Raw genomic sequence first — 24,223 nt, 5'->3', positions numbered from 1 at the left:
CGGCTTGCCGAGTTGATAAGTAGCATGTGCTGAACCGTCGCAATGCTACTTTTTTTTTGCCCAAAATTTGGGATTTTATCTACTACAGTCACTTGCAGCTGGGCGATTTAATGGCAAAGTGTCTGGTCTAAATTAGAGTAAATACTCTTTTATTCGTTATATGCTTCTGATATGTTTAGCAGAATAATGGACATAATCACAATTATAGAGGACAGGAAAATGTCGAGCGTCCGAAAAATATGCCAAGGTATGGCGACCATTGCAATAACAACAACAGTTCTAACAGGATGTTCTCAGGTCATTAAAACCGGTGCCAATGTGGCGCTGGGTTTCACTGAAAAGCATATTGTTCCACCAATCCTGGCGATGGATGATGCCGAGATGGTGTGTAATTCCGGGAATTCTTTAACGCCGGCTATCATGTCGACCAAGGAAATGGGGGCTGATCCGACTCGTGTTGCAGTACTGATGTATTCTGCAGCCGGAATTTGTGCCGAGCAGAAAGCGCTGGAGGCAGAGCTACGGTATCTGCGTGCTTCTAAAGTCAACCAGGTGACTGAAGCTCAGGATGCGCGGATTGAGCAGAAACGCTGGGCTGCATTGGCTGCACAACGCCAGTACACGGGTTATCAGTTATTCCAGACCCGTTATGAGAAAAAATATAAAAAAGCGCTGGGTGAAAGCTGCCCACGCATGAACAGTGATATTGAACAGACAGTTTATCTGCTAGGCATGCTGAGTGGCTTGCAAGCCATGACCAATGACATTAACTCGGGTGGGGCCGTACAAGTACCTAAAGATATTGCGGCTGTGGTTGAGCGTGGCATGACCTGTCTGGATAATACCAAATTCTGGGGCGCGCCAAATGCAACCCGTGCTGTCATCTGGACTTTATTGCCAGGGGCAGGTGATGGAAAACCTGATCCTTACCAAACTCTGAAACAGTCAGTACAAATCGGTGAGCAAAAAGGTGTACGTTTATCACATGCCTTATATGCTGTAGCGGCACAGGCTAGTGGGGATGATGCCAAAATCCGTGATGCATTAAGAACCTTTGATCAGGCACGTAGTGATGAAAAACCGGTCAATCCTCAGTTCAAGCTGATCGACAGTATGGCTGCCATTATGGTGAATGGTATTTCTGACCGTTACTGGACTGAAAATACCGGTATTCGTAGTGCAGATGATGGCATGCAGACCTTCTGGGATGAAACAGATAATTCCTCAGAACTGGATGATCTGTTCAGCGCTGATCTATAATTTAATGAAAAATTAAGTGAATGATGCTCATAGAGGTCATTTTCAATATGCTGAAAGGAGTTCAAGGAGCCGATGCAAGATCAACATCTTCGACGAAAAATTATTTTTCTGGCGGCTTTTGTCTCTCTTTCAGCGAGTTTGCAAATCTTTAACGATGCTTTCATCTACTGGCAGGAAAGCCTGCTCGGGGAATTCTGGCGGCTCTGGACTGCGCACTGGGTGCATGTCGGCTGGGCCCATTATTTTCTGAATATTCTTGCCTTTATCTGTCTACCTTTCATTTTTCCCCGTGCATCTGTGTGGCATTTCGTCTCAATCCTTTTGATTCTGCCACCGTTGATCAGCCTGAGTTTTTATTTTTTCCTGCCAAATATTGAAGCATATGCAGGACTATCCGGGGTATTACATGGGGCCTATGTCGCAGTCGCCTGTGTGCATCTGCTTTATCAACGTGAACGTGGATTTGCCGTACTGGTATTATTTTTAATCTTTGCCAAACTAATTTGGGAAAATACCATTGGAAATCAGGAAACTGCACAACTTATTGGCAGTCCGGTACTGGTCGAAGCGCATTTGTTAGGGGTGATCTGGGGAGTGGTAGTCGCATTGCTCTATATCTTGGGTAACTATGTTGGGGATAGCTGAAACTGTTGGCAGAAAAGACAAAAAGAAAAGATAAATTGTCATTTTTATTCTGCTGATTTTCATGCAGAGTCAAAACAGAAAATAATGATACTGACCCTTGTAAAGGAATTTTCGGGGCAGACAGGAAGACCAGCGCTTAAAAGAATGTAAGGCGCGAAAATAAGAATAGGAAAATACATGCACAACGATAATCAAAACAGATCAGGATTAGGTCTGTTACGTTATATCTGGACAGAGTGGATCTCGACCTTTGTCGTGCTCATCTTGCTCTTACTGACCTTGGTGATTGGAACCGGGGAAATGATTCATGGTCAGTTGCTGCGTATGGGCGAGCGTCTGTATGGTGACCCGGCAACAGGCATGCAGTATTCATTTTTGCGTGCTGAACCGAAAGCGCCACAATGTGATCGTAATATTAATGTCGATCAAAAAGTTCAGGAGCAGATGAAAGCAGATGCTGCAGATGAATATGCCGATTTCTTCGGTGTACGTTCTGAAGCGGATGTGCGTGCTGCAGTTATGCAGGCACAACAGGTCTGTGAAGAATCTTACCAGTTCTATGACAAGGCGATGACGCATATTGAAGCGCATCCAAGTATTCGCGCTTATCGCAGTTTTGAAACTTCATTCTTTGGCATTTTCAAGTTTGGGACTGAAAACCGTGCCTTGCTGCTGATCATTATGGTGGTATTCGCTGCAATCAGTGCGACATTGAAAACCCATCATATCGGTCTACGTAGTCCAGCGACCCGTATCGATTTCAAAGTTTATTCTGTGGCGATGCTGATCGCGAATAGTTTCCTGGCTTATTCTTCTTATAGCCAATATATGTCGGTGCTGAATTCCGGGGTGCCAATGGGAGACATGAAGTATGTCTACTGGCTATGGATGATTCTCTTTAGTACATTGACGCTGATCAGTCTGTACCAAGTCATTAAGCCACCTCAAGCGACCCGAGAGGGAGGCAGTTTTGGACTAGCTTTCTTAAGCGTGCCACTGTATGCCTATATGGCCATCAGTACTGGATTTAACTTTGTCTTCTTGATGGATTACCCGATGGGTCAGGGTATCTATCTGGGGCAGTTGGTTGAATTCTCAAGCATCTTCCTGAATCTGGCCTTATTTATCTGGGCCGGTATGCTGCTGAAACAAACTCGTGTCGTAGACATGTTCCTGAATATCCTGCGTCCATGGAATCTGGCGCCAGAAACCTTGACTTGGTTAATCCTGCTGGCAGCTGCATTACCAACCGCTTATACCGGTGCATCTGGAATTTTCGTGATTGCTGCAGGTGCGATCATTTATAAGGAAGTGTGGAATGCCGGTGGTCGCCGTCAGTTTGCCTTGGCAGCAACCGCCATGTCGGGTTCACTCGGTGTGGTATTACGTCCATGTCTATTAATTGTTGTGGTGGCTTCACTAAACAAGGAAGTGACGACAGATATGTTGTATCACTACGGTGTCTATGTCTTCCTGCTCAGTTCAACATTGTTCCTGATCATTTCGCTATTCTTTGCTGAAAGCAAATTCCGTATTGCTGCGCCTGGTCTGGCTGCACCACAGTCTGCACGTGCCTTTGTAAACGTGATTCCTTATATCGTGATTTTCATCCTGATCTGGCTGCTCTACAAATATGCCTTGTCTACAGATCTGAATGAATTTACTGCACCTGTCATGATGCCAGTCATTCTATTGATGATCGTGCTATTTGATAAGTTACGTCATGAGCCTGCACCATTACCGCCAATGGGACATTGGGATGAAACCTTAACTACCACCTTAGGTTCAGCAAATACGCCTGCAATGGCGACCGCGGGTACAGCCATGAATGCTGAATATCGTGAAGCAGAGCATATTGAGCAGCAGGGCAGTGAGCTGGATGTAGACCATGGTGTAAAACGTTCGACTGTTGGTAAAAGCTTGCGTCAAGTCGGCTTCTGGAAATCATTACACATTTCGACCAGTGAAACGGTTGGACACATTGGTGCGCTGGTGATCCTGATGGCACTGTCTGTCAGTGTGGGTGGCCTGCTGGAACGTATGGAAATTATGGAAGCGTTCCCGACAGATATCAGCAGTACCATTCTGGTGATTTCCATGATTGTTGGCCTGATGGTGTTCGTTGGCATGATTATGGACCCATTCGGCGCAGTGATCCTAATTTCAGCAACGGTTGCACCAGTCGCCTATCAGTATGGAATTCATCCGGTGCACTTCTGGATGATTACCTTGATTGGTTTCGAGCTGGGTTATGTGACACCACCAGTTGCCCTGAACCATCTGTTAGCAAGGCAATCCATTGGTGATGCGGAGGTGGCCGAGGCGGATGCAGAAGTTCGACATAAGTCCTTCTATTACCGTTATGAGCGCTGGATTTTACCGATGATCGTGTTACTGCCAGCGATGCTGATCATTGCCTATGTACCTTATGTATTTAAGCTCTTCGACTGGTATCAGTAATTTAAGCAAATAAAAAAAAGCACCTTCGGGTGCTTTTTTATTGTGGCCTTAACGCAGCCTAAGCTTATTTTGTAAAACAGGACTACACAGTAGAATCCCACAAAATATCAATCCTAGTCCGAGCAGGCTATAGAGATCTGGAATTTCTTCCCAGAATAAATAGCCCCATAAGCCAGCAAAGAAAATCGCAATATAGTTCACTGGCCCAATCTGACCAGCAGGTGCCAGTTTATAAGCATTGGATAGAAATAACTGGCTGGTATTTGCCAATAAACCGGCTGCAATTAAATAACCGAGTTCAGTCAGGGTATAAGGACGCCAATGCCAGAACATTGGAACCATGGAAATCAGGGTGCCGATCAGACAGAAATAAAACACAATCCGTTCTGGTGGTTCGGTCTGAGTTAGTGCGCGCACCGTGACAAAAGCCATAGCAGCCAGGAAGCTGGCACTCAAGCCAATCACAGACATCAGGTTAAATAAACCGGAATCAGGCTTAGCCACGCACAACACGCCAATAAAACCGATCGCAGCAGCCAGTAACATGCTTTGAGTGACTTTTTCTTTTAGAAACAGCCAGGCAATCAGTGGAATAAAAATCGGTGAGGAATAGGTGAAGACCATGGCATTGGAGAGCTTTAAATGTGCAATGGCATAGAAAAAGCCATACATCGCTGTCAGACCTGCGACAGAACGCCAGGTGTGCATCCAGAGTTTTTCAGTTTTAAAAAAGCTAATGCCTTTATTAAAGATTAATGGCAGAAAGATAAACAGGCCGACAAAATTCCGGAAAAATACCACCGTGGCATTGTCAACCGTGTGTGAGGCGAAGCGAATACAGACGCCCATGACTGAAAACAGAAAAGCGGAACAGGTCAGAAAGACAATTGCCTTAACCAGATGCGAGGGAGAGGCTACACTCATGAGAGAACTTAGCTAGAAAATCTGTGGATATTCTAGCTGAAAATCCCTAACTCATTCTGATTATTGTGCCAGTTGTACTTCGAGTAACTTGATTTGTTCCTCTTTGAGTTTAATCAGCTCATCCGCATCACTATGCTGTTGCTTCAGGCTTTTTTCCTGCTCATTGAGCTGTTGCTGGATATCTTCCAGTTTGGCAATTTCTTCTTTCGCCAAAGTAGCATTCTCAGTAACTTCTTCTCTTATAATAGAGGCATCGACTAGGACATTTTCAGAAGTAGGCACAATTTCTTCCAGTTCAGCTTCTGCTTTAGGTGCTGCTTGTGTCACCGGTGCATGCATCAAGTCACCCTGATGTGCCGGTAATGTTTCATTTTGCGTGAGAAAAAACTGTGTAATTATTAAAACAGCAATAATCACAACAATTAATCCACTCACTATTCCCCATAAAAGTTTAGGATTTTGTCGATGATCTAGAGTCATTTAGGTTCCCGAAATTATTCTTTTGGCTGACGGGGTTTAAACTGAATCACACCAATTTCATCCGGAACGGCTGGTGACTCAGGTTCCTCGATATGGGTGGGACGGTTTTCTTCATACCCACATTCGATACATTCAATCCATTCAGCTTCACCAGAGGTCAGCATAACGATCCGATCTAACGCCTGACATTTAGGACATTTTGCGCCTGCAATGAAACGACGTTTGATAGCCATCATACTCACCCTGTGATTTACTTAAAAACGTAGTTTAAGCGTTTTTAGAGCGGTTCGTCCAACCTTGATGACGTAACAAAGCATCTATTTTTGGCTCGCGTCCGCGGAAATTGATAAATGCGTCAAGTGCTGTATCTTTTCCGCCAACTGCTAGAATTTTTTGTCTAAACTGCTTTCCGGTTTCAGTGTTAAAAATTCCTTCTTCTTCGAAGCGATCGAAGGCATCACTGGCCAAAACTTCTGCCCATTTATAAGAATAATAGCCCGCTGCATATCCACCCGCGAAGATATGACTGAAGCTGTGCTGGAACCGGTTATATGGTGTAGTGGGTAAAACGGCGTATTTTTCACGAATCTCGTTTAAGGTTGCCTGAATCTGTTCAGCATTCAATGCCGGATTGGCACGGTGAATGCTCAGGTCGAATAAAGCAAATTCCAGCTGACGCAAAGTTTGCATACCGGACTGGAAGAAGCGAGCATCCAGTAAGGCTTTTAACAAGTCAGCAGGTAAGACTTCCTTGGTTTCGATATGTTCGCTAAGCAGGTTTAAACTGTCCTGATCCCAAGCCCAGAATTCCATAAACTGGCTTGGTAGCTCAACAGCATCCCAATCCACGCCGTGTGTACCAGCCACAGCAATATTGTCCACTTCTGTCAGCATATGATGCAGACCGTGACCAAACTCATGGAACAGGGTAATCACTTCATCATGAGTCAGTAGTGCAGGGCGGTTACCAACCGGTGGAGTAAAGTTTGCCACCATGTAACAGATCGGTTTTTGCAGACCTTCAGCAATTTGCATGCGTGAACGAAAGCCGCTCATCCAGGCACCGCCACGTTTGCCCTGACGTGCATAGAGGTCGAAATAGAAACCGCCAATCACTTCACCTTGATCTTCCAGTTCAAAATAACGTGCATCTGGATGCCAGACTGGCGCTTCACGTTCAACTACCTGAATGTCATATAAACGTTTCAGGATACTGAACAGACCTTGCAAGATTTTTGGAGCCGGGAAATAGGGTTTCAGCGATTCCTGAGACAGATTAAACTGCTGCATTTTCAGCTTTTCAGAATAGTAACTGCTGTCCCAAGGCTTTAATTCAGTAATACCATCTTCAGCAGCGATGGCTTTCAGTTCAGCCACTTCCTGTTCAGCAGGCGCACGGGCATGTTCTGCCAGATCACGCAGGAATTCATCCACAGCTTCGACATTTGGTGCCATTTTGCTGGCCAGTGAATATTCGGCATAGTTATTAAAGCCTAATAGCGCTGCCATTTCCTGACGTAGTTTCAGGATCTCTTCCATGATGGCAGTATTGTCAAATTCAGTCTGTTCGGACTGATCTGACGCGCGCGTGGTATAGGCTTTATAGAGTTCTTCACGCAGGCCACGATCTTCGGCATGAGTCATAATTGCTAGATAAGACGGAAAATCTAAAGTGGCAACCGGCTGATCCAGTTCACGTTGCTGGCCATATTGTTTTAACAGTTCAATATTGCTTTCAGACAGCCCCGCTAATTCTTCTTCCTTAAGCGGTCTAAAATAAGCTTGAGTTGCATCGAGTACATGATTAGAGAAATCTGAGGAAAGTTGTGACAAATGTGCAGAAATTTCTGCATAGCGTTTTTTTGCTTCACCCTCTAGCGCTACACCTGACAATTTAAAGTCACGCAGCGCCAGTTTAATTGCACTTTGCTGAGCTTCCGGTAATTCATTAAAAACTGGTGCATCCTGTACATGTTGATAGGTTTGATACAGGGCCGTATGCTGACCTAGCTGAGTATAGTAATCACTTAGACCCGGTAATAATGCCTGATAGACATCACGGGTTTCACTATTATTCATGACTGCGTTCAGATGCGACAAAACGCCCCAGGACTCGCTCATATTATTTTCTAGCGTATCAACCTGTTTTAGGACCGCAAGTTGTTCCTGGACAGTATCAGGCGTCTGGGTCAGTTCATTTAGAAATTGCAAACCTTGCTGAATGCAGCCTTCAATTTTTTGTTTAAGGTCTGCCAGCGTAATCTGATCGAATTGTGGAACGGGTAAAGTTGCTTTTTCTAATGTCATGTCGTTTCTGCCGAAGTCATTTCCTATGTTAAATCTAGATGTAGGGCTTATTGGCAGGGAAATCAAGCTATCTATAATTTTTTCTCAATTTTTTGATTTAAGGTTGTTAAGGATTTATTGATATTTTTTAATTGTTCTAAGATGCCGCCATTGGATGAAGGAAGAGATTCTAGTTCATTAGATCTCTTTCATAAATCAAAAAACGATCTTCTTTTTGGTTAATATTTGCACTCCGGATTTCTTGGCATTCGTGCATAATCTGCGGATGAAATACATCGATTCAAACAAGCTTTCTGATCCTCAGTTCAAGCGATACACAGGCATCTCATGGTCAACTTTCTATTTGATGGTTGAGCAATTGCAGAAGCATGTCTCTGCCAAAGGCAGACCGCCCAAGTTAAGCCTGGAGGATCAGGTTCTGCTCTGTCTGAGCTATTGGCGGGAATACCGAACCTTATTTCATGTTTCGACGAGTTACGGGGTTTCAGAGCCCACAGCCTCAAGAATTGTCCGTCATGTTGAAGACTGCCTGATTCGGTCCAATCTGTTTAATTTACCCAAAGATTTACCCGAGGGCGAAGGCATCGACTGGAATGTTGTGATCGTGGATGCCACGGAAATTCCAATCCAAAGGCCTAAAAAAACAGAAGAAAAGCTATAGCGGCAAGAAAAAGACCCATACCTTTAAAGTACAGGCCATGATTCACTACAAAACTCAGCAAATTCTGAGTTTATGTACCAGTCGCGGTGCAGTGCATGATTTCGAGTTGTTCAAACGCAATTTAAACCAGATTCCTTTTGGGGCTTTTATCCTTGCAGATAAAGGCTATCAGGGGATTTATGTGTTGTATCCGAATAGCCTGTTGCCATTAAAAGCCAAAAGACACTGTAAATTGGATCCTGAATTGAAAATCTATAATCAGGAAATCAATAAAAGAAGAATCGGAATTGAGCATGTATTTGGCAGCCTGAAAACCTTCAAAATCCTTGCTGAGCGTTATCGAAATAGAGGTAAAAGGCTTGGTTTGAGATTCAGTTTAATCGCTGGAATCTACAACTTGGAACTGAGCAAAAAATGATTTATGAAAGAGGTCTATTCATATCGATAATAGAGATATTAGTGATTTTGGTTTTCCACAGGTTCAAAGGATGTTTATAAAAATAAGTCACAGTGAAGGTGATAGATGTATTATTTAATGATTCTTTAAGACCTCCATATTGTCCCCAATCGTATATGTAACTTTGATTAGGTGGAAATACTTTTATTCCATTTTTAAAAATACCAGAATCAGAGGTGGTTCCACATGTTTGAACAACTAAAAGCTTATTTATAAGTGATACTCTGCTCTAGTTAAGCTACCTTATTTTGTTGTGGTAGCTGGTCATAGTAAAACTCATCTGGAGTCATTTTGTCCAGACTCGAATGAGGTCGTTTCAAATTATAAAATTCAAAATATGCGTTTAATTGCTTCTTCGCATCCAAAACATTGCTGTAGGCTTTGAGATACACCTCTTCATATTTAACGCTCCGCCATAATCGTTCAACCATCACATTATCTACCCATCGACCTTTACCATCCATACTGATTTGAATGCCATTTGATTTCAATACATCAATAAATGCATCACTGGTAAACTGACTGCCTTGGTCTGTATTAAATATTTCAGGTCGACCATATTTTTCAATAGCTTCATTTAATGTTTCTATGCAAAATGTAACCTCCATACTAATCGATACTCTATGCGCAAGTACCTTGCGGCTATGCCAATCAATCACAGCACATAAATAAACAAAGCCTTTTGCCATAGGGATATACGTTATATCCGTAGACCACACTTGATTACTGCGCTGAATAGCCAATCCTTTGAGCAGATATAGATATTTACGGTGAGCTTGATTAGCCTGGCTTAAATTTGGTTTGCAATATAACGCCTGAATACCCATTTTCTTCATTAAAGTACGTGTATGACGTCGTCCTATATGATGCCCTTGACGATTCAACAAATCACGCATCATACGACTGCCTGCAAAAGGATATTGCATATGTAATTCATCAATACATCGCATCAGCTTCAGATCTGATGAGCTAACAGGTTTTGGGCGATAATAATAACAACCACGAGAGACTTTCAGTAACTTAGCTTGTTTAGATACTGAAATCTGAAGTGAGTGATCGATTAACTTTTGTGGTTGAAGCGGCCCAGTTTCTTCAACACACCTTCTAAAAAATCAATTTCTAATGCCTGCTCACCGATTTTTGCATGTAACTTTTTAAGATCAATGGGAGGTTCTGATGGAGCTTTTGATTGATCGAAAGCTTGTGAGGAAGCTGAGATCAATTGATTTTTCCAGTCAATAATTTGGTTTTGATGAACATCAAACTCAGAACTCAATTCAGCAAGTGTTTTTTCTGCTTTGATCGCAGCAAGTGCTACCTTAGCCTTAAAGTCGTTTGAATGATTTCTTCTTGGTCTACGTGCCATAAAATACTCCATATATTGATGTTTATAACATCATTTGAGGAGCAGAGTATCACTTATAGGAGTTGTTCAAATTTCCGGATCCATCTCTAATCAAAATATTGCTTATTAGAATTTAATTTCTCAATTCCAAATGCTGCTTGAGGAATAGGTCGGTCGCTAAAGACTCTTACATTGTGAGCGATAGATTTACCAATATTTTTAACATGAAGTTGAATTAAAGATTCTTTTCCATAATGAGGTGTAGCAAAAATAAGAATCTGTGGCTGTTGATCTGATTTAAACACTGCATAGGTTACAAGTAGAGCTGTGAGGGAAATGATTAATGTAAGAATAATAACTGTATCCAATTCATAATTTTCCTTTTAATTAGTATATTGATTATAAATAAAAAGAGCGCCGTAGCGCTCTTTTTTTGATCATTAGAAATTATTCAATCTTGGCTTTTGCATTCGACTTTTTCTTTTTGATCTTGGCTTTTTTCTTTACTTTATCTTTAGCCTTTGCTTCAGACTTTCCTGCAGATTTTTTAGCAGGCTTTTTGCTGTAGGAACTGGGCTTGGATTTGTCTTTTTTGCGTCGTATGGGCTGTTCTCCATCATCACTGGGCTGGGCTTTTTGCGCACGCTCATGATTATTGAAGACTTCCTCTTTTGCTTCCGGACGTGGTGCAGGTTTTTTTTCTGCGACACGTGGAGCACGGGCGCGAATTGGACGACCCGCATGAGTCAATTGCTGGATCAGCTCAAAATCAATTTTGCGTTCTTCCAAATTGACTCCTGCAACCTTGATCTTCACTTCATCACCTAGGCCGAAGATCTGACCACAGTTCTGGCCGACCAGACTCTGGCTGCTTTGATCAAAGACAAAGAAGTCATCGCCCAACTGGCTGACATGCACCATACCATCGACATAGAGGTCTTTCAGCGTGACAAATAAACCAAATTCAGCCGTTGCACTGATAATGCCAACAAACTCTTCACCTAAATGCTGCTGCATATAGTGACATTTCAGCCAGGTCGTTACAGAGCGGGAGGCTTCATCAGCACGGCGTTCTGTTGCTGAGAAATGCTCACCGGCATCATCTAAAGAGGCACCTGAAATTGGATATGGCTTTTTACTCAGATGGGCTTTGATAGCACGATGTAATAACAGATCGGGGTAACGGCGAATTGGAGAGGTGAAGTGCGTATACGCTTCATAAGCCAGACCAAAGTGACCAGCATTGTCGGCACCGTAATAGGCCTGCATCATGGAGCGTAATAACACGGCATGAATACTTGGCGCATCAATCCGGTCTTTGGTCGCTTCAATGACTGCCTGATAATCGGCTTGGGTTGGCTGTTCCGGGAATGGCAGACCCAGCAGCTTCACGAAATCACGAACTTTCTGGATACGCGAAAACTCAGGTGGTTGATGCACCCGGTACAGCATCGGTATTTCATTTTTCAATGCATATTCAGCTGCTGCAACGTTGGCCAGCAACATACATTCTTCAATCAGCTTGTGCGCATCATTACGGGTACGTGGCAGAATTTCATTGATACCACCCAGCTCATCGAAAGTCATATAGGTTTCAATGGTTTCGAATTCCATTGCATTACGTTCAGCACGCAAGCCTTTTAGAATTTGATACAACTGGAACAGGGTATTTAGTGATTTACGTACACTGCGATCTTCAGTAATCGCTGTACTGTCACCTTCAAAATACTTCGCGACCTGGTCATAAGTCAGACGTGCTTTGGAATGCATCACCGAAGGATAGAATTCATACCCGGTTACTCGGCCAGCACGTGACAGTTTCAGGTCACAGACCATGCACAGACGATCGACATTCGGATTTAATGAACACAGGCCATTAGAGAGTGCTTCAGGCAACATTGGTAAAACGAAGTGTGGGAAATACACGGATGTCCCACGTTCTTGAGCTTCATCATCCAGTGGTTTGCCCGGACGTACATAATGACTCACATCAGCAATTGCTACGACCACACGATAGCCACCGCCTGGACGTTTTTCTGCATAGACCGCATCATCAAAGTCACGTGCATCTTCACCATCAATGGTGACAAGCGCTAAATCACGTAGATCGACACGGCCGTCACGGTCTTTGGCAGAAGGCTCTTTAAAACTTTCCGCTTCTTTCAAGACTTCTTCAGGGAATTCATATGGCAGGCCATATTCCAGAATCGTCTGTGGAATGATGATTTCGGTATCGGCTTTGTCTGCCATCGACTGCACAATATGACCAGTCGCAAATTCTTCTTTGGTTGGGTAGGTATCAATCGCCACGCGGATCGAATCGCCGACTTTGACCTTGGCATGCTCGATCAGCTCTTTTTCTAGAGTAATAGGCTGATGTGCATTTGGATTGGCTGGCTGAACAAAGTATTCACCTTCATATTCAGACACTTTACCAATGATCTGTTTGACGCGGTGCTGCAAGACCTCGGTAATAAAGCCCCAAGCCTTGCCTTTGCGGTCTACTGAGGTCTGGCGGACTTTGACACGGTCACCGTTAAAGACCTGACGCAATTCACGCTCAGGTAAAAGCAGGTCATCTTCACCTGAAATATTGGCTGTGCCGCTTCCCTTGAAGTTGATATATACCGTTGCTTCATGCTCAGGCTGTTCCGCCGCAATCTGGAACTTGTAACCGTCTTTCATCAATTGCCCGTCACGTACCATCGCAATCAGACGATGGCTCAGGGCATCAATACTTTTTTGATCGGCAATTTCAAAATATTCCACCAAGTCGGCATGGGACAGGGCAGTTTTTTCTTCTATAGTTTCGAGAATCAGGGTACGGCTTGGAATAGGGTTGTCATAACGTTCGGCTTCAGCTTTTGCTTCAGGATCGACCCAATTTTTCATCATATCTTTAAAGTGTCCTTGGAGATAGGTTTAGCATAAGTCATGTCAGTCCAGACTGCACGTAAATGATTGCAATAATCTGTTTAAGTTTTCGATTTTTGGCTAATTTTAGATAACTGGAAATTTATCGGGTTTTTCAGGACTTAAATGACTAAAAACAGGGAAATTGTTTAAAAAGTATTTAAACGAGCAAAAATATGCAGTTTTTTTTCAAGCTGTGCTTGCAGTGCTATGCCGAAATTTGTATTATGGCGGCACGTTACGGTGAGATGGGTGAGTGGCTGAAACCACGTCCCTGCTAAGGACGCATACGGGTAACTGTATCGAGGGTTCGAATCCCTCTCTCACCGCCACTTTACTTATGTCGCGCTCATAGCTCAGCTGGATAGAGCACTTGGCTACGAACTAAGGGGTCGGGAGTTCGAATCTCTCTGAGCGCACCAATAAGTAAATCGGAAAATAACGCAGTCTAATAAAGACGACACAAGTTACGCGCTCATAGCTCAGCTGGATAGAGCACTTGGCTACGAACTAAGGGGTCGGGAGTTCGAATCTCTCTGAGCGCACCAACTTGAACAATGAACCGCACATGTTGCGGTTTTTTTGTGCCTAAAATTTACAGAATCCGCCTCAAACACATACTAAAAATAAATCCTAGATGACTCAATAAAAATAAGGGCAGCGTGATGAGAAAAATCATTGTCCAGGAATTTCTGACTCTAGACGGTGTAATGCAGACACCCGGCGGTCCGGAAGAAGATACATCGGGTGGCTTTCAATATGGTGGCTGGGTGGCGCCGTATTTTAGTGCTGAATCCGATTCAGCATTTGATCACATCATGCAAAAATGGATGCAGTCTACCGATATTTTGATTGGTAAGAATACCTTTCAGATTTTTGGACCTTACTGGCCGAAGCATGCTGAAGACTGGTCAGGAATTAATGAAGTAAATAAATATGTGCTATCCACCAGTTTGGATCACTCGGACTGGCAAAATACGATCTTTCTAAAAAGTATTGATGAAATCGTTAACCTGAAGGCTCCAGGGGAGGGAAATATCCGGGTGTATGGCAGTGCCGCAGTGGCACAGGCACTTTTTAAGCATGATCTTGTGGATGAACTCTATTAAATGACCTTTCCTGTAATATTGGGCAGAGGAAAACGTCTATGTGCTGAAGACTCTACGCCGGCAGCATTTGCACTGACAGATCATCAAGTTACCTCAAATGGCGTGGTATTGAGCTGTTATCAGCGGGCAGGCGAGGTTAAAACTAGCCTGGTTGGGGAGTAGCTCCATTAGACTGTGAGCAAATGAATATGAGGTAGTTGAAAGATTAATTTAGCTAATCCTGAAATCTCGCCAAGTCTGGGTTATTGTTTTTAACTCTAAATCCGCAGGAATTTTCATCAAAAAAACTGAAATATTGCAGTATCGTTTAATTACTGTACGTTCGGTTATGATTTTATTAAAAAACACTTAACAAGTACTGAAAACTCTATATAATGCACTCCATCAAGACGTCGCGCTCATAGCTCAGCTGGATAGAGCACTTGGCTACGAACTAAGGGGTCGGGAGTTCGAATCTCTCTGAGCGCACCAATCTTGATAAAGAATTCTGAAAAAACCGCACATTGGTGCGGTTTTTTTACGTCTGTATTTTTTTAATTTTTCATATAAAAAACCAATAATTAGAAATAAACTTAAAATTTCAATTTCTGCTGTATCTTCAAGGCGTAGACAGTATTGCCACCAACAGCCGGCAACATGTCATGATAGGGAAGGCTGCGCATGGCTTTCAGTAAAAAAGGCGCCTGATCATGAATTTTCATGGAACTGGTAATCTGGAATAGCGTTCCCTGAGATTGAGGCAAAAGCTTCATTCCACCTCGTACAAATTTTAAATCTCCGCCATTGGCATAGAACTGGTTTTGTAAGGTATTTGGCTGTTCAAAACGCATTTTAAAATTAAAGGGAATCTGAATGACGCCCAAGCCGACTGATACCTTGTATTTAGCATCAATACTTTGCGGGTTGACTGGATTCAGTTCCACTTTTTTGATTTGTCGTGGAAAGAGTTTCTGGCTGGCCTGAGCCGATAACCAGGGCTGCAGCTTCTCAGTCGGATGCGAGAAATATTGATAGGTGGTACTGAATCTTAGATTTTCTGAATCTTTACCGGCCTTGACCTGATAATTGGGCAAAATAAAGCTGACAGGCTGTCCTGATTTCTGACTGAGCTGGGCAATTTTTTGAGTTTGTTGATTGCTGAGTTGAACTTGAGGCACTGCCGTATTTAAAGCTATGGCAGCAGGATATTTAAAGCGCTGTTGTAAAGCTTCAAGCAGAAAGGCATTAGTGCCAGCAGGAATGCCGAGTTTGGCTTCCGGCAGAGCATTTAGAATCTTGCTAAATAGAAAACCTTGTGGCTGGTTTAGATCGCCCCATTGCGTTACTGTCACTAAGGTTTTATTGGGACCCAGTGCAAACCATTCCAGCTTTCCGGCCCCATAGGGAATTGGCGCATCCAGAATCAGTGTGCTGATACTGTTATTTTCCAGATGATGCTGCATCACCACAGTTTCTTTAAAGTTTAAGACTGGAATTGGGGTAGGAATATGCACCTGATATTTAACTCGTTGAATGCTCCCTTGCTGCTCAATTATTTTGGCGGATTTTAGGGTCGGAAACAGGCCGACATAATTCGGATAATGTTGCAATAATTTTTCGACTTGTGCTTCGGATGCAGACAAGACCACAGCCGCACTGTAAAACTGGGATTTGCTACTAGAAGCTGTTTTAAAAGTCGGTAGATGGGTTTTGCCGGCGGGATGCGCATAAATCAGGATACGCTCGCCAGTGAGTTCGGCCAGTTGCTGAGAATTGCCTTGAAATACATCAAGACTGCTTGGCAGATTAGGGGTCCATGGCGTTATTTTTGCGAAAGCCGGTGAGATTGCAAATAAAGTGCTACTCATCAGCAAATAGGGGATCAATCCTTTCATCCAATATCCTATTGTGTGTTTTTTGTTTTAATGAGGATTTATTTAAAACTAAATTTAGTTATTTCCAAAGCAAAGTTATGTAATTGATAGCATAAGCCATGAGTTTTAAGCATGTTTTGATATAGTATGGGTCAGGATTTTATATTTTTGATGTAATGCTATGACTGAGTCAGCACCGACTTTATCCACCCGTTATTATCTCACTCTAGAAGAATCTCAGGATGGATTTGCCCTGGCCACTTTTGGCAAAAAACAAATTTCACGCTTTCTGACGCCTTTGGTCAGCATCGGGATTATTATCTGGGGCTTTTCAATGGGCCTGAATGGGGTTGGTCGTTATTATGTGGCTTTGGGTGCCTTCTTCCTGATTCTGCAGGGTATCATGCGCTACTGGTTCCTGCCGATGATGTTTAAGCGCCAGTTTGTAAAATATCAGTTTGGAAAAAGTGAACAGGGCATTGACCTGTTTCAGGACTATGCAGAAATTTTCAATAACGGGCGTAGCAAGGTCGTGCATTATAATGAAGTACAAAGTTTTGCCATCGGCAAGCTGACCTATATGCTGGAACTGAAAAACCGTACAGTGGTGATTGTGCCAAAACGTGCCTTTAAAGATGGTACTGAGCAAAGCATTTTCGAAAATACCTTCAAGAAATAAGACAGATCAAGAACAGGAAAGAGATCATGAGTATACGTCCATCGAAAATTGTTTGTGTCGGTCGCAGTTATGCTGACCATGCCAAAGAGCTTGGAAATGCGGTACCTGATCGTCCTGTGCTGTTTATCAAGCCACCGAGTGCTTTGACTGTATTGGATGCAGGTATTGAATGGAATCCGGACTGGGGCAACTGTCATTATGAGTGTGAACTAAGTTTGCGTATTGACCGTACCTTAAGCAAGGAAAATGATCCTGCCAAAGTTTTGCAGGCAATTGGCGCTGTGACTTTAGGTCTGGATCTGACCTTACGTGATCTGCAGGATGACCTGAAGAAAAAAGGTCAACCTTGGGAACGGGCCAAAGCTTTTGATGGTTCTTGTGTACTTGCTGACTGGGTGCCAGTAGGCGATGTGATTGCTGACTGGAAAGATGTGCACTATACGCTGGAGATCAATGATGAGCTGCGTCAAAAAGGCGATACAGCTCTATTAATTTTTGATATTGCAACTTTATTGGCAGACATTAGTCAGGTATTTACGCTGGAAGCAGGTGATGTGGTCATGACCGGTACACCAGCAGGGGTGGCTGCCTTGCAATCTGGTGATCAATTGAAAATGACCCTAAAAGGCCAAAATCAGGATTATGTCTGGACGACATTTGTAAAGTAAGACCGGATTTTTAAGATCAAGGAGCCGAAGGGCTCCTTTATTTTGCTTAGAAAAGTGTAATGAGCAAGGGATAATTTATCAGACTGATCAGGCGCGGTTGCCATTCGGTTTCTAGATATAGATTGGGTAGTGTCTAAATCGTTTTTTATGCATCCCTATTCTTAACTGAATCACCCCCTCATTGATCTGTTTTGAAGTATATCTTCTACTTCTAAAATTTTTAGTATGTAGCGGCTCCAATCAAGAACAGGAATATATTTGAATCATCGTCAGGCACTAGATATTAAAGCATCTGCCATTATGTTTGTACTATGTATGTTGTGGGGTTTGCAGCAGGTCGTACTGAAATGGGCGGCAAGTGATATTTCTGCCCTGATGCAAATTGCATTACGTTCAGCCTTATCTGCACTTATGGTTTATCCTTTAATTCAGCAAAGTGTACGCCGTCAGCTTTGGAGTGCACGATACTTATCTGCGGGTTTACTGGTGGGTGTGCTGTTTTCCGCTGAATTTTATCTGGTGGGTGAGGCACTGCGTTATACCTCAGCTTCGCATACCATTGTCTTGCTCTATACGGCACCGATTTTTGTGGCTTTAGGCTTGCACTGGAAACTGCCGGCGGAACGTTTGTCTCATGTACAATGGAGCGGAATTTTTCTTGCCTTTAGCGGTATTGTAGTGAGTTTCCTGCTACGCCCGCAGACAGGATCTGCTTTACAATCTCATGCCTTATGGGGAGATTTTCTGGCATTACTGGCTGGTGTATTCTGGGCAGCCACGACCGTGAGTGTACGTTTGAGCTCGCTGGCTGAAGCGCCTGCAACCCAGACCTTATTCTATCAATTGCTGATCGCTGGTATGGTGTTGTTGCCTTTGTCCTTTTTGACTGGGCAAGCCAGTATTCAATGGACAACTTTGTCGATTTCCAGCCTGATTTTTCATACGGTGGTGATTTCCTTTGCCAGTTATTTAATCTGGTTCTGGATGCTAAAACACTACCTGGCTTCACGTTTAGGGGTGTTTTCCTTTTTAACCCCAGTTTTTGGTATGCTGTTTGGCGCGTTAATTCTAAATGAGCATATTGAGATCAACTTTATTGTTGGTACTTGTATGGTAATGCTAGGCGTGATTCTGGTGAGTTTACAAGGATGGTTAAAGAAGCCTGAGCCTCAGATCAAGACTCAGACATCTATATAAAAAGATGGTCAATGAAAATAACGACACCTGATTTTTGGATAAGTATAGCTTTAATGACAGCAAGGACGATTATCCGCTGAAAATCAAATCAATCTACTTAAGAATCCTCTCAAAAGAGAGGATTGAATTTATTTACTGCGGAACAGTTCTGATAATGGAAAACTGAGTTTTTCTTCCAGAAATTGATCAGTTTCATTCAGTTTAGGTGAGAATTTTTGCATCCAGAGATCATCAGTATGCACATCAGTCAGATGCTGTTTGCGCGGTAGAGGATAAGGAAGCTGTAAATAAAAATTCCAGAAGCTGACCTGATCCAGATCGCGTACCAGCACATATTCATTGTCATCTGTGCGTTTAATTAGATTTTGTTTTTCAAACATGCTGACATAGCTTGGCCAGCGTCCAATTTCATCCCGTCCCAAAACTTCCAGTGCCTGTGCTTCACTGACACTTTCCCCAGTTTTCTGCTTTTTATAAAACAGTTCTAATAGATCCAGCAACATGACGATCGGATGACGCTTATTGTCCTGTCCAGATTCGAATGCAGTCAGGGCATAACTGATTTCCACGCCCAACAATACAATAATCCAGGACAGGTAAATCCAGAGCAGGAAAATAGGAACTGCTGCGAAAGCGCCGTAAACAATTTCATAACTGGTAAAGTTTGACATCAAAAAGCCAAACAGGTTTTTTAATAGCTCAAATACGATGGCACTAAACAGGCCGGCAATTAAAGCAGACTTGAGCGGTACACTTCGATTAGGAATAGTCCAGTTCAGAATAAAAAAGCCAAGCACGGTCAGAGAAAAGGAAATTACCGAGAGAATAAAGGCGCCATCCAGTTCATAACCGGCAAAGTTATTACTGAGAATATTCATGGAGGCCAAAGTAGAAGAAATCACAAAGGCGCTGCCCAGCAAAATTGGACCAAGTGAAATTATGGTCCAGTAACGCATAAAACCGATAATGCCACCGCGGGTTTCAGTCACACGCCAGATCCGGTTAAAGACCGTTTCGATGCTACTGAGCATCAGTACTGTGGTGATGAATAAAAAAAGAATACCGATAATAGTTAAATTGCTGGACTTCTCCGTGAAGGCATTGAGCGCTTTATCGAAAGCGATGGTCGTTTTAGGTAAAAAGTTACTATAAATCAGCTGTTGGAGCTGTTGTCGTGCCGGTTCCAATGCCCTGATTGAAGAGATAATGACCAGAAACACGGTCAGCATCGGGACTACAGCAAACAGGGTAGTATAGGTAAGTGAACCAGCCTGCTCACGACACCGGTCAGCCTCAAAACGCCGTATTACAAATAAAATAAATTGAAACCAGTGTTTTTCATAAAAAGGTAACTTCTTTAAATATTCAACGATCATGCGCTTTCAATCTCAATTTTTTTATTCATCATGAATTTTCATTCTTCAGCTTACCCAAAAAAGTTGCGAAATACCGTATAGTTTTATTTTTTTAAGTAATGAATAAGAACTTTATGCAACCTTATGTCCTTGTTTTATATTACAGCAAATATGGCTCAACCAAAGAAATGGCGCATCTGATTGCGAATGGTGTTGAAGCAGCAGGAATGGCTGTAAAAATTCGTACTGTTCCGAATATTGCGACGGTGGTGAAAGAAGCAGAACCAAGCATTCCGGCAGAAGGTGATATCTACTGTACTTTAAATGATCTTGCCCAGTGTGCTGCTTTGGCATTAGGTTCACCCACCCGCTTTGGGAATATGGCTTCAGAAATGAAATACTTCTGGGATCAGACCACCAGTTTATGGCTGAATGGTGCTTTGCATGGTAAGCCAGCCTGTGTTTTTACCGCGTCAGGCTCAATGCATGGCGGACAGGAAAGTACTTTATTGACCATGCTGCCACCTTTATTCCATCACGGCATGATGATCATGGGATTAAGCAATGCGACACCAGCGCTGTCCAATACTAAAAGTGGTGGTACACCTTATGGCGCAAGTCATGTTAGTGGCCCGCGTCATGACCAAGGCTTAAGCCAGGATGAGAAAATTTTGTGTGAAGTACAGGGTAAACGTCTGGCCGAAGTTGCTTTAAGACTCTATCAGGCTTCAGAAATTAATTAAAAAAGGAAATGAAGAATCAGCTTCATTTCCTTGATTTTATTAATCTTCTTTTTGATCTTTTTGATCTTTTTGATCTTTTTGATCTTTTTGATCTTTTTGATCTTTTTGATCTTTTTGACTGAATCTGTGTTTGCAATTCAGACACTGATAATCCAGAAACAGATTACGATCTACTGAAACGCCTGCTTTTTTACCTAAGAAGTTTCCGACCACGCCCCCAGTAATGCCTACGCTGATTGCGCCTACGAAGGTTCCCACCGTGCCGCCTACAATTACCCCTAAAGGACCTGCGACTGTACCAATGGCAGCGCCAATTGAAGCGCCAGAGGCTGCGCCACCCACTGTACCGGCCGTGGCGCCGGCTGAGGTCATTAAAATACCACCAATTTTTTTCAAATTCTTTTCATGATCACGTAGCTCAATTTCCGTTGAACCACATTTAGGACATTGCATAGGATTTTCCATCAGCGATTAGTATTTATTCATTTTAAGCAAATGTGTGATATGGAATCTTCCTTAGACAAGCAATTATTCAGCACATCCTGCTTAACAGTATGTCGGTTCTGAATATTGAAGTCAGGAACATTTCGTACCAATTTGATTCTAGTAGAGTTTAATTCAGAGAAGTTTAGTTGAGTTGTAAATACATGCATTTTCCACTTTTTATAATTTGTTCGATCTTTGGGGCGAACAATATGCAAAACTAAGGCATGAATATACTTTTTTTAGGGATTTAGTCGGGCATTTTTTGTCTAAAGGGTGATGAATCTAAGGTAGATTATATTTGTTCTTAGCTAACCGAAATTAAAAAATCCAATAAAAAAGAGTGCCGAAGCACCCTTTAAAATATTCATTTGTAAATTTAATCTCGAACAAATTCTACAGTACCATTTGCCAAGGATTTCACACGCGCTAATGATTCAACGCGGTAACCTTTTTCAAGTAACAGGTCACGGCCTGGCTGGAATGATTTTTCAATCACAATTCCGATCCCTACCACTTCAGCATTCGCCTGATGAATCAAGTCAGCAAGACCAAGTGCTGCCTGGCCATTTGCCAGGAAGTCATCAATCACTAAAACCTTGTCAGATGAACTGATGTGTTTATTTGAAATGGCAATCGTGCTTTCAGTCTGTTTGGTAAATGAAAATACTTTAGAACGGTATAAATCATCTTTTAACGTGAGAGACTGGTATTTGCGTGCAAAAATTACTGGAACACCAAGCTCTAAGCCTGCCATGACTGCAGGTGCAATACCCGATGCTTCAATGGTAATAATTTTGGTAATACCAGCATCTTTAAACAAACGCGCAAATTCCTGACCAATTTGCTGCATCATGATTGGATCAATTTGGTGATTTAAGAAAGAATCAACTTTCAAAACTTCTTCAGATAGAACGATACCTTCGACTAAGATTTTCTGTTCTAGTGCGTGCACGGGAGAATCCTCAAGAGCAGGTGCTTTTTAAAGCAAAAGCGTATTGTAAAAAGCACCCAAAAAAAATCAAGCGAAATTCACCAAAAAACCTTAGTTCGTTTTACCGTTATAGCCGGTCAGCAGTAAACCGTAAGAGGTTTTCTTATCGACATGCGATACTTTAACTGGTAAGTAGTCCAGTTTCGGTGCTAACCAGAAAGTAGTTTCACGGCCTGGTTTGTTGTGCTTAATCACTACTTTAATGGTACTAAATGAACCATATTGGGTGCTTACCGTTTCTGTACCTTGTTTGACGAATTTACGGCCTTCCACCTCTTTGGCATCAGCAATGTAGTAATTCGATTTTAATCCACCATTTTTCAGGTCTTCACGAATCTGCAATTCAGCATTTAGCTCATCCAGTACATCTGCTCTCCAGGCAAAAGAACGTTTTTCATCATCCTTCTTGGTACTGATTGTTTTGCTAGAAGGATTAAAGTTAATACTCATGGTATTGCTATGCACCAGAATCTTACTGGTACGGCTGAAACTGCTTGAACCAATCTTGCCATTATTAAAAGTGAAACGGCTGGTTTCAGTCGCCGAAGCAACACCACCTGCTTTGGCTGCAAAAACATAGGTCCAGTTATTACCAGATTTGCTCAAGGTACGGGTAGCAGAACCCATATTTTTTCCATTGTAGCTAAACTGGTAATTGGCTTGGAAAGGCGCCATGGCGAAGGTCTGGGTGGATAAACCAGTAAGTACCATTGCGGTAGTCAAGCCTGCAGTCACACCTAAAGTTTTGAATACAGTTTTCGCCATAAAAAATTGTCCTGTGTAATTTCAGATAAAATTGATCACTTTCCACTTTTTATTATTTGGTTAAAATGTGGAAAATGAAGGGAGATTTTCAATAAAAATGTATATTTCATGTAGTTGCTGGCGTGTTTGTTTAGGTATTGAATTACACACAGTTTAAGTCGGTTCTTTCTGTTTGATCGGTGTGACTTTATTGTCATCCATGTCGTCTTCATCCCATTTCTCTTCTTTTTCCTGAGAAAGCTTTCTGAACAGGGCTGCAAGATTCACATTACCGATCACGACCAGTTCAGCTTCACGAAGTACTGCATGGTTCACATGAACCTTACCAAGTGTCTCAATCACCGAGCGGTTTTTACCTAACCAGCGATTCAGATCCAGATGCAATAAATCATCTTTTACTTCAATGACGCCGAGTTTTTCCAGAATCATGCCAAGAGGATCCTTATTCAGCACGCGCTGATAGAAAAATAGGGCAAAGCGCACACCCAGTTTATAAAAGACATTTGGGTATTTGGCTTCAATCAACTGGGTATCACTGATCTGTTCAAATACGATGAGCTGCGTATTCTTATTCAGCTCCATTTGCACCAGTTTTAAATCAACCGATAAGGTCACGTTCAGACCTTTATAGTCCAGCGTGGCATAGAGTCGTAACCAGTCATCATGCAGATCGGCATGCAGATCTTTCAGCATGGAAACATTGTCAGTGACAAAACGCTGAAATGTCGCATTCAGGAAAACTTGAGACAAAGGGAATTCGCGTTCATCCTCAATAAATCCTTCCGCCTTTTGATACGCTTGGCGAATTTTATTAGAAATATTGGAAATTAGCGTTTGCATCTTTAAGCATCCTGGCAACTATATGTTTTAATTCGAAGTGTATCTTGTCGAATTGTATAAAAAATACAAGAGTTTCAGCTTGCAG

22 protein-coding genes, 4 tRNA genes and 1 pseudogene are annotated in these 24,223 nt (G+C 42.5%); 14 read left to right on the top strand and 13 right to left on the bottom strand.

Annotation, left to right across the window (positions count from 1 at the left end; translation table 11 throughout):
- Nucleotides 1-219 precede the first annotated feature (219 nt).
- The 3 genes from FOC32_RS01995 to FOC32_RS01985 all read left to right on the top strand — a co-directional run bounded on the left by FOC32_RS01995 (nt 220) and on the right by FOC32_RS01985 (nt 4,365).
- Nucleotides 220-1,260 (top strand): hypothetical protein, encoded by a 1,041-nt coding sequence (locus FOC32_RS01995; RefSeq protein ID WP_175966130.1) that lies wholly within the window; start codon nt 220-222, stop codon nt 1,258-1,260.
- A gap of 72 nt (nt 1,261-1,332) precedes the next feature.
- Complete coding sequence (rrtA, locus tag FOC32_RS01990) at nt 1,333-1,905, top strand: rhombosortase (protein WP_005233757.1); 573 nt, start codon at nt 1,333-1,335, stop codon at nt 1,903-1,905.
- A 177-nt stretch (nt 1,906-2,082) separates the two neighbouring features.
- The gene (locus FOC32_RS01985) at nt 2,083-4,365 is read left to right on the top strand and encodes a TRAP transporter large permease subunit (RefSeq protein ID WP_175966128.1); all 2,283 of its coding nucleotides are present in this window, start codon (nt 2,083-2,085) and stop codon (nt 4,363-4,365) included.
- A 48-nt stretch (nt 4,366-4,413) separates the two neighbouring features.
- Here FOC32_RS01985 and FOC32_RS01980 read toward each other — a convergent pair whose 3' ends face one another.
- Genes FOC32_RS01980 through FOC32_RS01965 form a run of 4 tightly spaced genes read right to left on the bottom strand, consistent with a single transcriptional unit; the run spans nt 4,414 to nt 8,076 of the window.
- Complete coding sequence (locus FOC32_RS01980) at nt 4,414-5,289, bottom strand: DMT family transporter (protein WP_034701408.1); 876 nt, start codon at nt 5,287-5,289, stop codon at nt 4,414-4,416.
- Between the two features lie 60 nt (nt 5,290-5,349).
- Nucleotides 5,350-5,769: a hypothetical protein gene (locus tag FOC32_RS01975; protein ID WP_175966126.1), complete on the bottom strand. Its 420-nt coding sequence runs from the start codon at nt 5,767-5,769 to the stop codon at nt 5,350-5,352.
- 14 nt (nt 5,770-5,783) lie between these two features.
- On the bottom strand, nt 5,784-5,996 hold the full coding sequence (locus FOC32_RS01970) for a YheV family putative zinc ribbon protein (RefSeq protein WP_171064841.1): 213 nt from the start codon (nt 5,994-5,996) through the stop codon (nt 5,784-5,786).
- Nucleotides 5,997-6,036: 40 nt separating this feature from the next.
- Nucleotides 6,037-8,076 carry a M3 family metallopeptidase gene (locus FOC32_RS01965; RefSeq protein ID WP_175966124.1) on the bottom strand — a complete coding sequence of 680 codons (2,040 nt, stop codon included), beginning with the start codon at nt 8,074-8,076 and terminating at the stop codon, nt 6,037-6,039.
- Between the two features lie 265 nt (nt 8,077-8,341).
- Between FOC32_RS01965 and FOC32_RS01960 the strand changes: the two genes are divergently transcribed.
- Nucleotides 8,342-8,737, top strand: a complete 396-nt coding sequence (locus FOC32_RS01960) for a transposase family protein (protein ID WP_175966122.1) — start codon at nt 8,342-8,344, stop codon at nt 8,735-8,737.
- Complete coding sequence (locus FOC32_RS01955) at nt 8,685-9,155, top strand: transposase family protein (RefSeq protein WP_175966120.1); 471 nt, start codon at nt 8,685-8,687, stop codon at nt 9,153-9,155. The genes FOC32_RS01960 and FOC32_RS01955 overlap by 53 nt, the downstream gene beginning before the upstream one ends.
- A gap of 272 nt (nt 9,156-9,427) precedes the next feature.
- On the opposite strand, the gene FOC32_RS01950 is transcribed toward FOC32_RS01955, so the two are convergent.
- The 3 genes from FOC32_RS01950 to rnr all read right to left on the bottom strand — a co-directional run bounded on the left by FOC32_RS01950 (nt 9,428) and on the right by rnr (nt 13,434).
- A protein-coding gene (locus tag FOC32_RS01950; protein WP_122959112.1) for an IS3 family transposase occupies nt 9,428-10,572 on the bottom strand; the annotation gives its coding sequence in 2 pieces (ribosomal slippage) (nt 9,428-10,308 and nt 10,308-10,572; 1,146 coding nt in all).
- 74 nt (nt 10,573-10,646) lie between these two features.
- Nucleotides 10,647-10,907: a hypothetical protein gene (locus tag FOC32_RS01945; RefSeq protein WP_175966119.1), complete on the bottom strand. Its 261-nt coding sequence runs from the start codon at nt 10,905-10,907 to the stop codon at nt 10,647-10,649.
- 79 nt (nt 10,908-10,986) lie between these two features.
- The gene (gene rnr / locus FOC32_RS01940; RefSeq protein ID WP_175966117.1) at nt 10,987-13,434 is read right to left on the bottom strand and encodes a ribonuclease R; all 2,448 of its coding nucleotides are present in this window, start codon (nt 13,432-13,434) and stop codon (nt 10,987-10,989) included.
- A 260-nt stretch (nt 13,435-13,694) separates the two neighbouring features.
- Here rnr and FOC32_RS01935 point away from each other — a divergent pair.
- From FOC32_RS01935 to FOC32_RS01915, 5 genes and pseudogenes are all read left to right on the top strand, one after another.
- A tRNA-Ser gene (locus FOC32_RS01935) sits at nt 13,695-13,784 on the top strand.
- Between the two features lie 13 nt (nt 13,785-13,797).
- Nucleotides 13,798-13,874 (top strand) — tRNA-Arg (locus tag FOC32_RS01930).
- 49 nt (nt 13,875-13,923) lie between these two features.
- Nucleotides 13,924-14,000, top strand: a tRNA-Arg gene (locus FOC32_RS01925).
- A gap of 117 nt (nt 14,001-14,117) precedes the next feature.
- Nucleotides 14,118-14,723 (top strand): annotated as a pseudogene (locus FOC32_RS01920) (dihydrofolate reductase family protein).
- Between the two features lie 232 nt (nt 14,724-14,955).
- Nucleotides 14,956-15,032 (top strand) — tRNA-Arg (locus FOC32_RS01915).
- Between the two features lie 101 nt (nt 15,033-15,133).
- On the opposite strand, the gene FOC32_RS01910 is transcribed toward FOC32_RS01915, so the two are convergent.
- Nucleotides 15,134-16,435, bottom strand: coding sequence for an SRPBCC family protein (locus FOC32_RS01910; RefSeq protein ID WP_175966115.1), 1,302 nt, complete (start codon nt 16,433-16,435; stop codon nt 15,134-15,136).
- 160 nt (nt 16,436-16,595) lie between these two features.
- Between FOC32_RS01910 and FOC32_RS01905 the strand changes: the two genes are divergently transcribed.
- The 3 genes from FOC32_RS01905 (at nt 16,596) to FOC32_RS01895 (ending at nt 18,958) form a co-directional block, all read left to right on the top strand.
- Nucleotides 16,596-17,093 carry a YcxB family protein gene (locus FOC32_RS01905; RefSeq protein ID WP_125279712.1) on the top strand — a complete coding sequence of 166 codons (498 nt, stop codon included), beginning with the start codon at nt 16,596-16,598 and terminating at the stop codon, nt 17,091-17,093.
- 26 nt (nt 17,094-17,119) lie between these two features.
- The gene (locus tag FOC32_RS01900; RefSeq protein WP_175966113.1) at nt 17,120-17,761 is read left to right on the top strand and encodes a fumarylacetoacetate hydrolase family protein; all 642 of its coding nucleotides are present in this window, start codon (nt 17,120-17,122) and stop codon (nt 17,759-17,761) included.
- Nucleotides 17,762-18,019: 258 nt separating this feature from the next.
- Nucleotides 18,020-18,958, top strand: coding sequence for a DMT family transporter (locus FOC32_RS01895; protein ID WP_175966111.1), 939 nt, complete (start codon nt 18,020-18,022; stop codon nt 18,956-18,958).
- 128 nt (nt 18,959-19,086) lie between these two features.
- On the opposite strand, the gene FOC32_RS01890 is transcribed toward FOC32_RS01895, so the two are convergent.
- Nucleotides 19,087-20,334, bottom strand: a complete 1,248-nt coding sequence (locus FOC32_RS01890) for a YihY family inner membrane protein (RefSeq protein ID WP_175966109.1) — start codon at nt 20,332-20,334, stop codon at nt 19,087-19,089.
- Nucleotides 20,335-20,447: 113 nt separating this feature from the next.
- Between FOC32_RS01890 and wrbA the strand changes: the two genes are divergently transcribed.
- Nucleotides 20,448-21,056: an NAD(P)H:quinone oxidoreductase gene (gene wrbA, locus FOC32_RS01885; protein WP_175968135.1), complete on the top strand. Its 609-nt coding sequence runs from the start codon at nt 20,448-20,450 to the stop codon at nt 21,054-21,056.
- Between the two features lie 39 nt (nt 21,057-21,095).
- On the opposite strand, the gene FOC32_RS01880 is transcribed toward wrbA, so the two are convergent.
- The 4 genes from FOC32_RS01880 to FOC32_RS01865 all read right to left on the bottom strand — a co-directional run bounded on the left by FOC32_RS01880 (nt 21,096) and on the right by FOC32_RS01865 (nt 24,138).
- Entirely contained in the window at nt 21,096-21,521 is a 426-nt protein-coding gene (locus FOC32_RS01880; protein WP_175966107.1) for a hypothetical protein, read from the bottom strand.
- 397 nt (nt 21,522-21,918) lie between these two features.
- Nucleotides 21,919-22,494, bottom strand: a complete 576-nt coding sequence (locus FOC32_RS01875; RefSeq protein ID WP_175966106.1) for a xanthine phosphoribosyltransferase — start codon at nt 22,492-22,494, stop codon at nt 21,919-21,921.
- Nucleotides 22,495-22,584: 90 nt separating this feature from the next.
- Nucleotides 22,585-23,244, bottom strand: a complete 660-nt coding sequence (locus FOC32_RS01870) for a DUF3108 domain-containing protein (protein ID WP_376745074.1) — start codon at nt 23,242-23,244, stop codon at nt 22,585-22,587.
- 207 nt (nt 23,245-23,451) lie between these two features.
- Entirely contained in the window at nt 23,452-24,138 is a 687-nt protein-coding gene (locus FOC32_RS01865) for a hypothetical protein (RefSeq protein WP_175966102.1), read from the bottom strand.
- Nucleotides 24,139-24,223: the final 85 nt, after the last annotated feature.

Origin of the sequence: Acinetobacter sp. FDAARGOS_724 (genome assembly GCF_013364475.1) — a bacterium.
In the GTDB taxonomy this organism is placed as follows: Bacteria; Pseudomonadota; Gammaproteobacteria; order Pseudomonadales; family Moraxellaceae; genus Acinetobacter; species Acinetobacter variabilis.
This window is presented reverse-complemented; position numbering and strand designations above follow the sequence as displayed.

Bases quoted from the DNA above. Each gene is read 5' to 3' on its own strand.
- FOC32_RS01900 (WP_175966113.1), top strand. From the start codon at position 17,120: ATGAGTATACGTCCATCGAAAATTGTTTGTGTCGGTCGCAGTTATGCT.
- wrbA (WP_175968135.1), top strand. From the start codon at position 20,448: ATGCAACCTTATGTCCTTGTTTTATATTACAGCAAATATGGCTCAACC.
- FOC32_RS01890 (WP_175966109.1), bottom strand. From the start codon at position 20,334: ATGATCGTTGAATATTTAAAGAAGTTACCTTTTTATGAAAAACACTGG.
- FOC32_RS01965 (WP_175966124.1), bottom strand. From the start codon at position 8,076: ATGACATTAGAAAAAGCAACTTTACCCGTTCCACAATTCGATCAGATT.
- FOC32_RS01910 (WP_175966115.1), bottom strand. From the start codon at position 16,435: ATGAAAGGATTGATCCCCTATTTGCTGATGAGTAGCACTTTATTTGCA.
- FOC32_RS01865 (WP_175966102.1), bottom strand. From the start codon at position 24,138: ATGCAAACGCTAATTTCCAATATTTCTAATAAAATTCGCCAAGCGTAT.
- rrtA (WP_005233757.1), top strand. From the start codon at position 1,333: ATGCAAGATCAACATCTTCGACGAAAAATTATTTTTCTGGCGGCTTTT.
- FOC32_RS01870 (WP_376745074.1), bottom strand. From the start codon at position 23,244: ATGGTACTTACTGGTTTATCCACCCAGACCTTCGCCATGGCGCCTTTC.
- FOC32_RS01905 (WP_125279712.1), top strand. From the start codon at position 16,596: ATGACTGAGTCAGCACCGACTTTATCCACCCGTTATTATCTCACTCTA.
- FOC32_RS01960 (WP_175966122.1), top strand. From the start codon at position 8,342: ATGAAATACATCGATTCAAACAAGCTTTCTGATCCTCAGTTCAAGCGA.
- rnr (WP_175966117.1), bottom strand. From the start codon at position 13,434: ATGATGAAAAATTGGGTCGATCCTGAAGCAAAAGCTGAAGCCGAACGT.
- FOC32_RS01955 (WP_175966120.1), top strand. From the start codon at position 8,685: ATGCCACGGAAATTCCAATCCAAAGGCCTAAAAAAACAGAAGAAAAGC.
- FOC32_RS01985 (WP_175966128.1), top strand. From the start codon at position 2,083: ATGCACAACGATAATCAAAACAGATCAGGATTAGGTCTGTTACGTTAT.
- FOC32_RS01975 (WP_175966126.1), bottom strand. From the start codon at position 5,769: ATGACTCTAGATCATCGACAAAATCCTAAACTTTTATGGGGAATAGTG.
- FOC32_RS01980 (WP_034701408.1), bottom strand. From the start codon at position 5,289: ATGAGTGTAGCCTCTCCCTCGCATCTGGTTAAGGCAATTGTCTTTCTG.
- FOC32_RS01880 (WP_175966107.1), bottom strand. From the start codon at position 21,521: ATGGAAAATCCTATGCAATGTCCTAAATGTGGTTCAACGGAAATTGAG.
- FOC32_RS01995 (WP_175966130.1), top strand. From the start codon at position 220: ATGTCGAGCGTCCGAAAAATATGCCAAGGTATGGCGACCATTGCAATA.